The sequence below is a fragment of the Thorsellia anophelis DSM 18579 genome (assembly GCF_900111395.1).
GTDB classification, from domain to species: domain Bacteria; phylum Pseudomonadota; class Gammaproteobacteria; order Enterobacterales; family Thorselliaceae; genus Thorsellia; species Thorsellia anophelis.
In genome coordinates, this window is the sequence record NZ_FOHV01000002.1 from 20731 (window position 1) to 36002 (window position 15272).

The 15272-nt window shown below is 36.0% G+C and carries 13 protein-coding genes; 8 read left to right on the forward strand and 5 right to left on the reverse strand.

The genetic code is table 11. The features are described from left to right. Positions 1-14 precede the first annotated feature (14 nt). The gene (gene lptG, locus BMW37_RS01310) at positions 15-1091 is read right to left on the reverse strand and encodes an LPS export ABC transporter permease LptG (RefSeq protein ID WP_093317011.1); all 1077 of its coding nucleotides are present in this window, start codon (positions 1089-1091) and stop codon (positions 15-17) included. Beyond that, the gene (gene lptF, locus BMW37_RS01315; RefSeq protein ID WP_093317013.1) at positions 1091-2197 is read right to left on the reverse strand and encodes an LPS export ABC transporter permease LptF; all 1107 of its coding nucleotides are present in this window, start codon (positions 2195-2197) and stop codon (positions 1091-1093) included. Before lptF ends, lptG begins: the two co-directional genes overlap by 1 nt. Positions 2198-2481: 284 nt before the next feature. On the opposite strand from lptF, the gene BMW37_RS01320 reads away from it, so the two are divergent. From BMW37_RS01320 to BMW37_RS01345, 6 genes are all read left to right on the forward strand, one after another. Further along, entirely contained in the window at positions 2482-3993 is a 1512-nt protein-coding gene (locus tag BMW37_RS01320; RefSeq protein WP_093317016.1) for a leucyl aminopeptidase, read from the forward strand. Between the two features lie 387 nt (positions 3994-4380). Continuing rightward, complete coding sequence (metA, locus tag BMW37_RS01325) at positions 4381-5310, forward strand: homoserine O-acetyltransferase MetA (RefSeq protein WP_093317018.1); 930 nt, start codon at positions 4381-4383, stop codon at positions 5308-5310. A gap of 167 nt (positions 5311-5477) precedes the next feature. Next, positions 5478-9179 (forward strand): methionine synthase, encoded by a 3702-nt coding sequence (metH, locus tag BMW37_RS01330; protein ID WP_093317021.1) that lies wholly within the window; start codon positions 5478-5480, stop codon positions 9177-9179. Positions 9180-9414: 235 nt separating this feature from the next. Then, positions 9415-10089 carry an energy-coupling factor ABC transporter ATP-binding protein gene (locus BMW37_RS01335; protein ID WP_093317024.1) on the forward strand — a complete coding sequence of 225 codons (675 nt, stop codon included), beginning with the start codon at positions 9415-9417 and terminating at the stop codon, positions 10087-10089. Further along, positions 10086-10715, forward strand: coding sequence for an energy-coupling factor transporter transmembrane component T family protein (locus tag BMW37_RS01340; protein WP_093317027.1), 630 nt, complete (start codon positions 10086-10088; stop codon positions 10713-10715). Before BMW37_RS01335 ends, BMW37_RS01340 begins: the two co-directional genes overlap by 4 nt. A 62-nt stretch (positions 10716-10777) precedes the next feature. Next, positions 10778-11323 (forward strand): biotin transporter BioY, encoded by a 546-nt coding sequence (locus tag BMW37_RS01345; protein ID WP_093317030.1) that lies wholly within the window; start codon positions 10778-10780, stop codon positions 11321-11323. A 53-nt stretch (positions 11324-11376) separates the two neighbouring features. Here the strand turns inward: BMW37_RS01345 and rraA are convergent, their stop codons facing one another. From rraA to BMW37_RS01360, 3 genes are all read right to left on the reverse strand, one after another. Next, positions 11377-11895 (reverse strand): ribonuclease E activity regulator RraA, encoded by a 519-nt coding sequence (gene rraA / locus BMW37_RS01350; RefSeq protein WP_093317033.1) that lies wholly within the window; start codon positions 11893-11895, stop codon positions 11377-11379. Positions 11896-11978: 83 nt separating this feature from the next. Then, positions 11979-12446: a xanthine phosphoribosyltransferase gene (gene gpt, locus BMW37_RS01355; RefSeq protein ID WP_093317036.1), complete on the reverse strand. Its 468-nt coding sequence runs from the start codon at positions 12444-12446 to the stop codon at positions 11979-11981. A 226-nt stretch (positions 12447-12672) separates the two neighbouring features. Next, positions 12673-12945 carry an HU family DNA-binding protein gene (locus BMW37_RS01360; RefSeq protein ID WP_093317039.1) on the reverse strand — a complete coding sequence of 91 codons (273 nt, stop codon included), beginning with the start codon at positions 12943-12945 and terminating at the stop codon, positions 12673-12675. A 580-nt stretch (positions 12946-13525) separates the two neighbouring features. On the opposite strand from BMW37_RS01360, the gene BMW37_RS01365 reads away from it, so the two are divergent. Continuing rightward, complete coding sequence (locus tag BMW37_RS01365; RefSeq protein ID WP_093317422.1) at positions 13526-14440, forward strand: carbohydrate ABC transporter permease; 915 nt, start codon at positions 13526-13528, stop codon at positions 14438-14440. After that, on the forward strand, positions 14430-15242 hold the full coding sequence (locus BMW37_RS01370; protein ID WP_093317042.1) for a carbohydrate ABC transporter permease: 813 nt from the start codon (positions 14430-14432) through the stop codon (positions 15240-15242). Before BMW37_RS01365 ends, BMW37_RS01370 begins: the two co-directional genes overlap by 11 nt. Positions 15243-15272 lie beyond the last annotated feature (30 nt).

Sequence of the window (15272 nt, forward strand, 5' to 3'; positions counted from 1 at the left end):
TAACATAAAATAAGTTATTTCTTTTTTAATAACATATAAATGCTAAATAATAAAAAAAGTATACTCGGTAGAAGCGCACTTAAAATGGCTGGTAGAGCAAAGACAATACTTATTCTACCAAAAAGTTCGTTTGTTACGTAAAATAAAAATCCAAACGCGATACCAGTAATAATCCTCACTCCCATAGGAACGGAACGAAGTGGACCAAAAACAAAAGAGAGAGCCATGAGCATCATGACCATAACAGAAAGTGGAGAGAATACTTTTTGCCAAAAAGTTAATTCATAAATTCTAGATTCCTGTCCTGCATCTTTGAGATATCTTATATAATTGAATAATTCAGTTAAAGATAAAGCTTCACTTGATAGGGCTACAACACCCAATTTATCTGGTGTAAGGGTTGTTTGCCATAATTTATTTTTAGTACTGCTATGGTCAATTTGTAATGGATTGCTTAAATTAGAGCCATCAATCTCATTTAATATCCAGCCATTTTTTTCTAGTGAGTATTGAGCCGTTTGAGCAAATTGGAGTTCATGTAGTTGATTTTCATTATTGAAATTGAATATATGTACGCCTTTAAGTTTTTGCGGACTTTCAACTCTTTCTATATAAATAAAAGCGTTATTATCCCTAGCCCAGATACTACCTTGTGTAGACAATAAGTCACCGCCATATAATTTTTCGGCCCGATAATTACGCGCAAATTGTTCAGATCTTGGAGCAATCCATTCTCCAATAGCCATATTCATAATCATCAATATGATAGCGGTTTTCATCACTGCTGATGCAACTTGTAGCTTAGAGAACCCAGCGGCCTGCATAACCACTAGTTCACTTCTTGTGGCAAGCGATCCTAGACCTAATAACGCTCCTAGTAAAGCAGCCATGGGAAAGAATATCTCTAAATCCCTTGGAAGTAATGCTAAGGTAACAAACATTGCAGACATAGCATCATAATCAGCTTGTCCAACTCGGCGAAGCTGTTCAACAAATTTTATAACACCATCAAGGGCTATTAGAGTAAATAAGGTCATTAATATACTGGATAGAATTGTTCTGCCTATATATCTATCTAAAACACCAAACATTATTTAATGACTCCTATTGCAATGCCAATTTGTCGAAAGAAGCGGCTATTACGGCTATTTAAGATTATTCCAATGATCAAATAGAATAAATTTAGCCCCCAAACCCAAATAAGAGGATCGATAAGTCCTTTTGCTGAATTTGTTTTAATAGAACTTTGTGCTAAGAAATAAATTAAATAAAGCAAAACAGCTGGTAGCATGCTGACTACTCTACCCTGTCTTGGGTTGACTTCACTTAAAGGTATTACAATCAAAGCCATTAAAAAAACTGCAGCAATAAGGGTTAAGCGCCAGTGTAATTCAGCCTTGGCGTTAGGGTCTTCTTTATCAAGAAGATCCCAAAATGAAAGTTCATCGATTTGTAAGGAATCTTGTGCTTTTTGGTTGTCAACGTCATTTTGACCGATTATGGCTTGATATTGATTGAAATGAGTAATTCTAAATTCTGGTGTTCTAGCCGTACCTTCATACCTAGTTCCTTCAGTTAGTATTACTTCTTGAGATCCATCTGGATGCTTAACTAACTTACCGCTATTAGCAACTACAATAGATGGCTTGCGGTTATTGACTTGATTTAGTTGTGCTAGGAATACATTCTCAAAAGATTGGCCTTTAATTGAACCAACATAAATCACGGCAGATCTGTCAGGGGTAGATTGAAATTGCCCCTCAATAATTGCAGCTAGGCTTGGATTGGCCCTAGCATTTTCAACAATCTCAGTCTTGTATTGAGCTGACCAAGGTAAAAAATAAGATACATTAAGCAGTGCTAGTCCTCCAGTTAGGATAGCTAAAATAGACGCACTGGCTAAAATTCGTCTAGGTGAGATACCACAAGCATACATAACTGTGATTTCGCTTTCAGTATGCATCCTGCCCAAAGTCATCAATAATGCCAGAAATAAGCTGAGCGGCAAGATAAGCTGAGCCATATCAGGGACACCAAGTCCAAGTAATGGTAAAATGATATCGGCTGACACTTGTCCTTCTACTGCTGAACCCAAAATACGAATCATGCTTTGACTAAAAAAAATCAAAAGCAAAATGAATAATATTGAGATTTGTGTTTTAAATATCTCTTTTGTGAGATAACGAATGATGATCACAAATTAATTTACCTTAAAAAAGTCATTGTATAATTAGTGTACGGCCCAGTCTAGGGTTGTCATGTCATAATGCGGTATTATAACCGTATTTTTGTTATAAGCGCGTATCTATTTTATTCGGATATTAGCAAAATTTAGTTTAATTAGCCCATGCGAAACAATTATAACCTAATTGTTCGTTAGGATATGTATTATTGCTATTTCATTGAGACGTTAAATGGCTTATTATCTAGCAAATAAAGATAATTAACTCATCTGGAATATTCACTACAAGGAAATATAATATGGATTATGCAGTCAAGAATTTCATAGCACAAAAACAAAAAGCTGGATGTATTGTTGTTGGGATTTATTCAGCAAAAGGCTTAAGTGATGCCGCGCTTGCGCTTGATACGGTAAGTGAAGGAGAATTAAGCCAAATCATTCGTAAAGGTGATATTGACGGTAGTATCGGTCAAACATTAATGCTTCAATCAATTAAAAATAGTCCCGCAGAAAGAGTATTGTTAGTTGGTTGTGGTAAAAAAGATAGGTTAACAGATAAGCAATATGTTGAACTTATACAATCTTCTTATAATGCAATTAATACAACAGGTGTTAAAGATGTAGTGAGCTTTTTAACTGATATCGAGGTAATTGATAGAGATATATACTGGAAGGTGCGCCGTTCAGTTGAGATTATGCAAGAGCTAAAATATACTTTTGCACATTTTAAGAGTGAAAAGCCAAAAGCAGCTAAACTTTCAAAATGGCAGTTTAATGTTGCTGATAAAAAATCTCTCGATGCTGCTTCTAAAGGATTATTACATGGTAAGTCAATTGCAAGTGGTGTGAAATCCGCAAAAGACTTAGCAAATATGCCACCAAATATTTGTAATCCAGCATATTTATCTTCCCAGGCAAGACAGCTTGCTGATGAATATAGTGATCTCATAAATGTCAAAATTGTGGGTGAAGAAGAAATGGCTACAATTGGGATGCACTCTTATTTGGCTGTTGGGCGTGGTTCTAGAAATGAATCCCTAATGTCTATTTTAGAATACAAAGGTAATCCTAATTCTAATGCGAAACCAATCGTTCTGGTGGGTAAGGGCTTGACCTTTGATACAGGTGGTATTTCACTCAAGCCAGCAGCTGAAATGGATGAGATGAAGTATGATATGTGTGGCGCTGCATCTGTATACGGTGTTATGCGTGCTATAGCTGAGCTAAAATTGCCTTTGAATGTGGTTGGTATATTAGCAGGCTGTGAAAATATGCCTGGTGGTGATGCTTATAGACCTGGTGACATTCTAACAACGCTATCAGGCCAAACCGTTGAAGTTTTAAATACTGACGCAGAGGGTCGTTTAGTACTGTGTGATGTTTTAACTTATGTTGAACGATATAATCCAGAGTTGGTTATTGATATCGCAACGTTGACCGGTGCTTGCGTTATTGCTTTAGGATCGCATTTTAGTGGTTTATTGAGTCCTGATGACAAGTTAGCTCAGGAATTGCTTAATGCTTCAGCGCTTGCTAGTGATAGATTTTGGCGTTTACCAATGGATGATGGGTACGATAAGCAGTTACAATCTAATTTTGCGGATATGGCAAATATTGGTGGGCGTGCAGGTGGAACAAGCACAGCTGCATGTTTCTTGGGTAGATTTACGAAGAAGTACCGCTGGGCACATCTTGATATTGCTGGGAGCGCTTATCAATCAGGTAAAGCAAAAGGTGCAACAGGCCGACCTGTTACTGCTTTAATTGAGTTCTTACTTCAAAATTCAAATACATCAGGATTAAAAGCTTAATCGATGTATGCAGCTCATCTACAGATAATACTTACCTGTAGATGACGCTATTACACCACTTCTCATGTTTATCTAATATGTAGTGATTCCATCTTATAATAAATTAATTTAGTGTCTGCAAGTTCAATGCCTACTCTAAACTATTTTAGTTATTTTGCATAATTACCCATCAAAAAACACAGATTGACTTCTTATAAAAAGTATTAAGTGTTTCTTTTAAAAATAGTCATGTAAGCCTCTCGACATTAGTATAAAAAAAGAGTATGTTTAGACGTCTAGATTTCTATACGTTTATACGGCTAAAAATGATAGGTTGGTATTTAAGTAGAAATCTTTAATCAAATTAACTTTAATTGCTTTAAATTTTAATTGTCTAGTGGAGGTATTATGCCTATTCGAATTCCTGATGAACTCCCCGCCTTTAGTTTTTTACGTAATGAAAATGTTTTTGTCATGTCAGATGAAAGAGCATTAACTCAGGAAATAAGACCGCTTAATATTCTCATTTTGAATTTAATGCCTAAGAAAATAGAAACAGAAAATCAATTTTTGAGATTGTTATCTAATGCGCCTTTGCAACTAAATATTAAGCTTGTTCGTCTTGCGACCCATGAGTCTAAAAATACACCCACAGAGCATCTAGATAATTTTTATTGTGATTTTAATAATATTAAAGAGGATAATTTTGATGGGTTAATTGTCACAGGTGCACCCTTAGGACAAGTTCAGTTTAATGAAGTTGCCTACTGGGATGAAATTAAAACGATTATTGAATGGTCTAAAGAACATGTTACTTCAACATTATTTGTTTGCTGGGCTGTTCAAGCTGCACTTAATATTTTATATGGTGTTCCTAAGTTAACTTTAAATGAAAAACTTTCGGGTGTTTATAAACATCAAATTTCCCAAAAACATGGATTATTAACAAGAGGGTTTGATGACTCATTTTGGGCACCTCATTCTAGATATGCGGCTTTTCCAACAGATATTATTGAAAAATTGCCTGGCGTTGAACTCTATGCAGAATCTGAAAAGACTGGTGCTTATCTTTTTGCTAGCCGAGATAAACGACAAGTTTTTGTGACAGGCCACCCAGAATATGACGTTAATGTATTATCTGATGAATATCATAGAGATGTTGGTCTGAATCTTAACCCTTTAATTCCTGAAAATTATTTTCCAGGGGATAATCCTGATAATTTACCGCAAGCCATTTGGCGAAGTCATGCTTATTTGCTCTTTGCTAATTGGTTAAATTATTATGTGTACCAAATTACTCCTTATGATCTCAGTGTGATGAATCCGACACTTGAGTAATTAATTAGTATTAGGCCGTATTTATGTCATAAGTAAACTATTTTAACATTTAATTATCAATGATTTAATTGTTTTTGTACTGAATTTAGCACTATTGATGAATGCAATACTTAACAGAAACACAGATCGTTAGGTCATGAGAAGAATAACTGAGATTGGGAAATGCTATGAATGATTTGAAGCGCAATGAACGTATTTTGGCGTTAGAGACTGAGTTACAAAAACGAATTCTATTACTTGATGGTGCTATGGGCACTATGATCCAGTCTTATCAATTAGATGAAGCAAAATATAGATCCGAGCGATTTAAAGATTGGCCGTGTGATTTAAAAGGTAATAATGATCTTTTAACATTAACTCAGCCAGAGATCATTCAAGCTATTCATGAACAGTATTTAGAAGCGGGTGCTGATATCATTGAGACAAATACATTTAACTCTACGACGATCTCCATGGCTGATTATCAAATGGAATCTTTGGTAGAAGAGATAAATTTTGAAGCAGCAAAACTTGCAAGAACAGCGGCCGATAAATGGGAAGCAATCAATCCAGAACGCCCTAGATTTGTTGCTGGGGTTTTAGGGCCAACAAACCGTACAGCCTCTCTTTCTCCAAATGTGAATGATCCTGCCTATCGTAATATTAATTTCGAGCAATTAGTCATAGCTTACAGACAGGCAACAAATGCATTGGTGAAAGGGGGAGTGGATATCATTATGATTGAAACCATTTTCGACACACTTAATGCAAAAGCGGCTGCATTTGCTGTAGAAACTGAGTTTGAAGCACTCGGCATTCGTTTACCTATCATGATTTCAGGCACCATCACTGATGCATCAGGCCGAACCTTATCAGGCCAAACTACAGAGGCGTTTTATCATTCATTACGCCATACTCAGCCCATCAGTATTGGATTGAATTGTGCATTAGGGCCTAAAGAACTTAGACCTTACCTCGCTGAATTATCTAGAATTAGTGAATCGTTTGTATCAGCACACCCAAATGCTGGTCTACCCAATGCATTTGGCGGATATGATTTAGATGCATTAGAAATGGCTTCAGAAGTCAAAGAATGGGCTGAATCTGGATTTTTAAACATCATTGGCGGATGTTGTGGTACGACACCAGAACATATCCGTCAAATGGCTAAGGCAATAGAGGGCATTGCTCCTAGGGTGATTCCTGAGCTTGAAAAAGCTTGCCGCCTGTCAGGATTAGAACCACTTATCATTAAACAAGATTCGTTATTTGTGAATGTTGGTGAACGTACCAATGTCACAGGTTCTGCTAAATTTAAGAGGTTGATTAAAGAAGAAAATTATCAAGAAGCGTTAGCGATTGCATTACAACAAGTAGAAAATGGTGCTCAGATAATCGATATCAACATGGACGAGGGAATGTTGGATTCAAAAGCAGCGATGATTCGCTTTTTGAATTTGATTGCCGGTGAACCGGATATTGCCAAAGTGCCTATTATGATTGACTCTTCTAAATGGGATATTATTGAGGCTGGATTACAATGCATACAAGGGAAGGGGATTGTTAACTCTATCTCATTAAAAGAAGGTGAAGAACCGTTTATCCATCAGGCAAAATTGGTTAGGCGTTATGGCGCAGCAGTGGTTGTTATGGCATTTGATGAAGTTGGTCAAGCCGATACACGGGCGCGCAAAATTGAAATTTGTCAGCGGGCTTATCAAATATTAACTGAAACGGTTGGATTTGCGCCCGAAGATATTATCTTTGATCCAAATATTTTTGCGATTGCAACGGGAATTGAAACTCATAATAACTATGCGAATGATTTTATCGGAGCATGTGAAGACATCAAACGAACACTGCCTTATGCCCTCATTTCAGGTGGCGTGTCGAATGTCTCTTTCTCTTTTAGGGGAAATGAACCAGTAAGGGAAGCCATCCACGCCGTCTTTTTATATCATGCAATCAAAAGCGGTCTTAGCATGGGGATTGTCAATGCCGGTCAGCTTGCTATTTATGATGAGCTTGACCCTGAGTTAAAGCTTGCAGTAGAAGATGTTGTTTTAAATAGGCATGATGAATCCACTGAGCGCTTACTTGAGTTGGCTGAAAAATATAAAGGACAGCAATCTGAAACAGTCACAGAGAAAGCCGCTTGGCGTGAGTGGGAAGTTAATAAACGCTTGGAACACGCCCTTGTTAAGGGAATTACTGAGTTTATCGAGCTTGATACAGAAGAAGCCAGGCAACAAGCTAAAAGGCCTATTGATGTAATTGAAGGTCCATTGATGGCAGGCATGAACATTGTTGGGGATTTGTTTGGTGCAGGTAAAATGTTTTTACCACAAGTCGTTAAATCTGCGCGTGTGATGAAGCAAGCTGTTGCTTATTTAGAACCTTTTATTCAAGCTAGCAAACAGGCTGGCACGACGAATGGCAAAATTTTACTCGCTACTGTTAAAGGCGATGTACATGATATTGGTAAAAATATTGTTGGTGTTGTTTTGCAGTGCAACAATTATGAAATTATCGATTTGGGCGTGATGGTGCCTACTCAAAAGATACTTGATACCGCTATCGCAGAAAATGTTGATATGATTGGACTATCTGGTTTAATTACGCCCTCTTTAGATGAAATGGTTAATATCGCAAAAGAAATGCAACGACAAGGTTTTAACTTACCTTTGCTAATTGGTGGAGCAACGACCTCTAAGGCTCACACAGCCGTTAAAATTGAACCTAATTATCAAAATGGGCCGACAGTATATGTCCAAAATGCATCACGAACTGTTGGGGTGGTAGCAGCATTAATTTCAGATGAACAGAGACCAGAATTTGTTCAACGTATTAAAGAAGAATATGAAGTTGTAAGAGTTCAGCATGCCCGTAAAAAACCACGTACTCCCCCTGTTAGCTTAAATGTGGCAAGAGAGAATGATTTTAAAATTGATTGGCAGGCTTATATTCCGCCGAAACCAAAATTTTTAGGTGTGCAAGTTGTTGATGCTGATATAGAAACATTAAGGCATTATATTGACTGGACGCCTTTTTTTATGACCTGGTCCTTAGCAGGCAAATACCCTAAAATTCTAGAAGATGAGGTTGTGGGCCATGAAGCTCAAAAATTACTTGCTGATGCCAATCAGATCCTCGATGAATTATCGGCATCTAAATCATTAACCCCTAAAGGCATTTTTGGTTTATTTCCGGCAAATCGTGTCGGTGATGACATTGAAATTTATCAAGATGAAGAGCGAACGATTAAAATTGCAACGAGTTATCATTTACGGCAACAGACCTTAAAATCAGATTTTCCAAACTATTGCCTTTCTGATTTTGTGGCACCAAAATCATCGAAGGTTGATGATTATCTGGGTGCGTTTGCAGTCACTGGCGGTTTAGAAGAGGATGCATTAGCAGATGCTTACGAGGCTGTACATGATGATTACAATAAGATCATGCTAAAAGCATTAGCAGATAGATTAGCAGAAGCATTTGCGGAATATCTGCATGAACAGGTGAGAAAAGTACATTGGGGGTATGCGCCTTTAGAAAACTTGGATAATGAATCATTGATTCGCGAAAATTATCAAGGCATAAGACCTGCACCTGGTTATTCTGCTTGTCCTGAACATACTGAAAAAGCAGCGATTTGGTCTTTATTACAAGTCGAGGAAAAAATCGGTATGCAATTAACGGAATCCTACGCAATGTGGCCCGGTGCCTCAGTATCAGGTTGGTATTTTAGCCATCCTGAAAGTAAGTATTTTGCAGTTGCTCAAATACAGCGAGATCAAGTCGAAGACTATGCAGCACGTAAATCAATTTCATTAGCTGAGGCAGAAAAATGGTTAGCGCCTAATCTTGGCTATGAAGGGAGTGATAATTAAACAGTATTAAATTATCTGCTCAAGTTTTATTTGAAAAATGCTTTGCTGAATGATTGCTCGCTCAGCAGAGCATCCACCCTGCTAAATATCCCAATCTAACATGTTCATTATTTAACCATTAGTAAAGCGATTTCTGGTATATATCTTTGTCTATTTTAATTATACTCACTCAGCTAAGCGCTATAGAGTGTGCAATGTGCTTGACCAAGCTTTTTAACAGTAATTTGGAAAAATGATGATTGAATTTAAAGAGGTCAGCTTATCTTTTGATAATAACCCTATTCTGAAAGAGATTAATTTAACCCTTAGTGAATCACGTATTGGTATTATAGGGTGTAATGGTGGCGGAAAAAGTTCTATGATTAGATTAATCAATGCACTTCTATTGCCGACTAGTGGTGAAGTATGGGTAGATGATCTCCTAACTAAGAAAAATAAAAAACAAGTACGGCAACAAGTCGGATTTGTTTTCCAAAACCCCGATAATCAGATTGTTATGCCAACAGTAGCAGAAGACTTTGCTTTTGGCTTGAAAAACCAAGGCATGGATAAGTCTACCCGATTCGCTACAACAGAGTTAATACTAAAACGGTATGGTTTATGGGAGTTTAGAGATCATCCTGCTTATTTATTAAGTGGAGGACAAAAGCAATTATTAGCCATAGCAGGTGTAATAGCCATGCAACCAAAATATATCATTTTTGATGAGCCGACTACATTACTAGATTTAAGGAATAAACGCCTTATTGAAAAAACGATTCAAACACTTGAACAATCAGCTATTGTTGTGTCACATGATCTTCAATTTCTAGCTCATTTTGACCGCATTATTGTACTTGATGAAGGTCAAGTTAAGTACGATGGTAAACCTAAAGAAGCGTTAGCGTTTTATGAGGCGTTGATGACATGATTATCTCTGTCTATTCCCCAGGAAATTCGTTTTTACATCAGCTTAAGCCTGGTATTAAATTGTTTATGCTTATAGCAATAACGAGTGGAATATTCATTTTTCCTTCTCTAATGATTAGTATAATAAGTTTAGCGCTATCAATAGGTTTATATATTGGTTGTCAATTGCCTGCAATCCATTTTACTCAATTAGTAAAAAGAAGTGTGTTTTTTTTGATCGTGTTATTTATTCTCCATTTTTTCAATAATACTTTAATCGTTGCCCTGACAATTTGTATCCGACTCTCTGCAGTATTGATTTTTGCAACGATTTTCACATTGACTACTCGTATCAGTGACATGATTGATACTGTCGAAAAAGCTCTTTCTTTTATAAAAAGATTTGGGGTGAATCCGAAAAAAATCAGTTTAAGTATATCGCTTGCAATTCGCTTTATCCCATTATTATTTGAAATTACCTCAAGAGTCAGAGAGGCTCAATCTGTTAGAGGTGCTGGTAGGAATATATTTGCTATTATTATTCCATCACTTGTACTCATGTTTAAAACAGCTGAGGAATTGACACAAGCACTTGATGCCAGAGGGTATGACTGTGAACCACTAAGCTTGGAAGATAAAACCAAGTAGAAATCATTAAAATCAAATAAATTATTATTTTAATAGCAGACTTAACTGAAACAGAGGATGTGATGCATACAAAAGACATTGTTTATATAGCATTATTCACAGCTTTTATGGCTGCTTTGGGGGTTTTTCCACCGGTTACGTTATCTTTTATTGCCATTCCTATTACTGCGCAGTCATTAGGTCCAATGCTAGCAGGATCGATATTAGGGGCTAAAAGAGGCGCTCTGTCAATATTGTTATTTTGTCTTTTAGTTGCGATTGGGCTCCCTTTGCTTTCTGGTGGTCGGTATGGAATCGCAGTTTTTTTAGGCCCGACAGCAGGGTTTATTTATGGATGGATAGTATCAGCGTTCTTCATTGGGCTGAGTTATCAAATACTACGCAGTAGACTTAATTTAGTAATTGAATTTATAATTTTACTAATAGGTGGAATTGGTATTGTATATACATTTGGCCTGTTATGGCTTATGTGGATAACGGATACTAGTTTTAAAACAGCACTGCTTGGCATGCTTATTTTTATACCAGGAGATATGATTAAAATCGTTATTGCATTATTTATTACTAGAGCTATCAAACGTGCTTACCCAGCAATTTCAGCGGTATAAATGTCAAGAGCCATAAACATTCATAATGGCTCTTAGACTGTTAATCTAGGTAATTATTCAGTAAAAAAACCATCATCTTCTAGGTCTAATGGCTCTTCAGAATGAACTATCCCTGTATTATCAGCATAAATATAATCATCAGAGAAGAAGGTAACCCCGCCAAAGTTGACACGAACATCGCTCTCACCTATCCCTTCAGCATGAACGCCAACAGGAACAGATGCAAGTGCTTGTATGCCAATGTCAATTTCAGCTAGATCATCTACATGCCTAATTGCACCGTACACAATTAAGCCTTCCCAGTTATTTTGAGCGGCTAATAAAGCGAGGTTATTATCTATTAATGCTCTTCTAACAGAACCACCGCCATCAACAATTAATACTCTGCCTGCACCTTCTTCTTTGAGGAGTTCATACAGTAAACCATTATCTTCAAAGCATTTTACAGTTGTTATTCTACCAAAGAAATGCGACCTACCACCAAAGTTGACAAACATCGGGTCAACGACATTTATCTCTTCATAATATTGGTCGCATAAATCTGAAGTGTCAAAAGGTAAAGGTATTTCCATGTTGCAGCCTCCCTAAAGTTGATTATCAATTCTGGCAGGGATAATAGCACATCTAATCATTTAGTGATTAAATCAAACGCATATTATTCTTCACAAATTGGTTTGATGAAACTTACACCCATATCCCAAGGTTGCTCAATCCATGTATTTTGAGGAATAGGTTGAACGAAGTCATCTACTAAATGCTCACCTGCTGGTTTTGCAAAAATAGTGACAAATTTAGCTTTAGGATAGATTTCTCTGATGACTCTTGCAGTATTACCGCTATCGACTAAGTCATCTACAACGATGAAACCCTCACCATCCCCTTCAGCTTTTTTAATGATTTGCAAGTCCCTTTGGTGATTGTGATCATAGCTAGAGATGCAAATGGTATCGACATGACGAATACCAAGTTCGCGAGCTAATAGTGCACTAGGCACTAATCCGCCACGGCTAACTGCAATAATACCTTTCCATTGTGAAACAGGCAGTAGGCGTTTTGCTAATGTTCTTGCATGGATTTGTAGGTTATCCCACGTGACAATATATTTTTCTACACTTTCGCTCATATGTTTTCCTAGCTTTGCAACGTTAAAATTGCGCGGCATTATAGTGCTAGGAAGTAATAATTGCTAGTTAGAGTACTCACAATCATAAAGAAAGTTACAATATTGTTTGTAAATAATACAAATAAGGTGTAATTCTGCAAAGATAAACAAGATTTTAATTAACTGTTAATCGTAAAAAGTAAGAGCAAAAAATAACAGGTATGATTTACTCTCACTTAGTCTTAGATTACTTTACAGCTTCTTTTAATGCCTTTCCTGCGACAAACGCTGGTACTTTAGATGCTGGGATTTGTATTTCAGCACCAGTTTTGGGGTTGCGGCCGGTACGAGCTTGTCGATTATTCACTTTGAATGAACCAAAACCAATCAACTGTACAGTATCTCCTTTTTGAAGTGTTTCACTTATTGCAGCTAAGGTTAAATCAATTGCATTTTTTGCTTCTGCTTTTGTTATTCCAGCTTGTTCTGCAACTGAGTCAACTAATTCTGTTTTATTCATAATCAATCCTTTTATATTATTGTATGCTAACGCAACTTATTATAACGTTTAATGGTATAGCTATGGCTCAAAACAAATCGACAGCGTATTTTGAGTTGCTATAATTTAGACTATATAAGGGTAAAAAGTGAAGTGTTTATATATAATTTTATAAAATTTTTCTAAAAAGAGAGGGGTGTATCTAGAATACCAGCAAAGATTCCTCTAAAAATAAGAATTAATGTTGAAAATAATGGTTAGTTATTTACAAAGGTATCTCTAGTTATTCTATCTTTTGATGAATATTTTACGAAATTAAGGATTGTCATACTTCTATTAAATGAATCTAATAATTTAATCTTCTTTAACGTGAACTAGTCATTTCCTAAAGAACCTCAGCATCCTAAAGATGGTAGGTAATATTACCTATTTTCAGCCAAATTTTTATTTTTTTATACACATCTAGAGAAAAATTAAGTGCCGAACCTAATTTGTAATCCTTTTTTAAGGATTTTATGAAATTCTGATGTTTATCTATATCTTATACCTGCTTTAATAAAAAATTAACTTAATTGAAAAATAAATGCAACATACTCTAATTATGATTATTTTTAATGATATAAGGAGTAATGCCGTGTTTAACAAAAAAAGATATTTGTCTTACTTAATTTTATTTCCCAGTCTGTTTTTTTTATTTTCATTTACTTACCTCCCATTTGGGGTGGCATTGCATGATTCCCTATTTGAGTTCAGAAATACTAAAGTTGGTGAGGAGTATTACACTGGATTTTCTAATTATATAAGGCTTTTTAACGATCCTGTATTCTATCAATCACTATGGAATACATTAAAATTCATCATCATTACTGTACCTATCAGTATTTTAATCGCTTTTCTGCTCGCATTAAAATTAAATCAATCTACTTTAATAAATAGAAGTTTTAGGGCAATTTTTTTCATGCCAACGGTTATACCTCTTGTTGCAGCAGCAGGGTTATGGATTTTTATTTTTTTGCCTGGCAGTGGATTAATCGATTATTACTTGACTCATCATTTAAAACTTTCTGCAAATAATTTTTTAGGGAACCAAGATTCAGCATTATTTGCACTATCCATTTTATCGATCTGGAAATTTTCTGGTTATTACATGATTTTTTTCTTAGCTGGACTGCAAAGTGTTCCTAAAGACGCTTTTGAGGCTATTAAGATGGAAGGGGCGTCAGAGTTTCAATGTCTCAGGTATGTCACTATACCAATGCTCAGACCAACGATTACTTTTGTAGCAACCATTGCGCTTATTTACTCAGTTACTCAAGTTGATCATATTTTAATGATGACAAACGGTGGGCCTAATAATTCAACGAATGTGATTTTATTTTATATCTACTCAACGGCTCAAGATAGCTTTGATTTTGGTAAAGCATCTGCTGCTACCATTATAACACTTCTATGCTTGCTAGTATTAACGATTATAAATATGGGTGCGATGGAAAAAGGGGCTCACTATGAACATTAAAAAATTAATAACCATGGTATTAGTCTCTATTGTTGCTCTGATATGGGTAATCCCATTTTTATGGATGCTAAGTGCTTCTTTACAACTATCACATCCCTATTTAGCTGTCTTAATTCCAAACCAATTTCCTAATTTGGATAAATTTGTTGATGCATTATCTTATGCATCTTGGGGTAACTTATACCTTAATACGATTATTTTTACCTTAGGTACCTTAGCAGGTCAATTAGTCACAATTACTTTGGCCGGTTTTGTTTTTGCATACTTTAAGTTTCCAGGAAAAAATCTTATTTTTTATGCTTTTTTGGTTCAACTATTAATTATACCTACCGTGTTGATCGTACCTAATATGTCTACACTACAATCAGTCGGACTTCTAGATACTTTATTCGGCATCATGCTTCCCTATTTCGCTTCAGCCTTTGGTACTTTTCTGATGAGACAAGCCTTTCGCTCTATACCAAAAGAATATATTGAAGCTGCTTTAATGGATGGTGCGAGTTTAATGCAAATTTTAAGAATTATTCTTGTGCCAATGGTAAAACCCTCTTTAACCGCTTTTTCAATTGTCAGTATCAGTGCACATTGGAATGAATATCTTTGGCCGCTCATGGTTATAAATTCACCAAGTAATCAAGTTCTTACTGTTGGCTTTGCAAGTTTTTCAAAAAGCGCAGAAGCTGGGGCTGATTGGGGGTTAGTTGCGGCTGGAGCCTTGATGATTGCTGCCCCTCTTATTATTATTTTTCTATTATTCCAAAAAACATTCATTCAAAGTTTTGGCTTTAGTGAACTTAAATAAATCATAATGTTAAATCAAAAGGGAACTCTT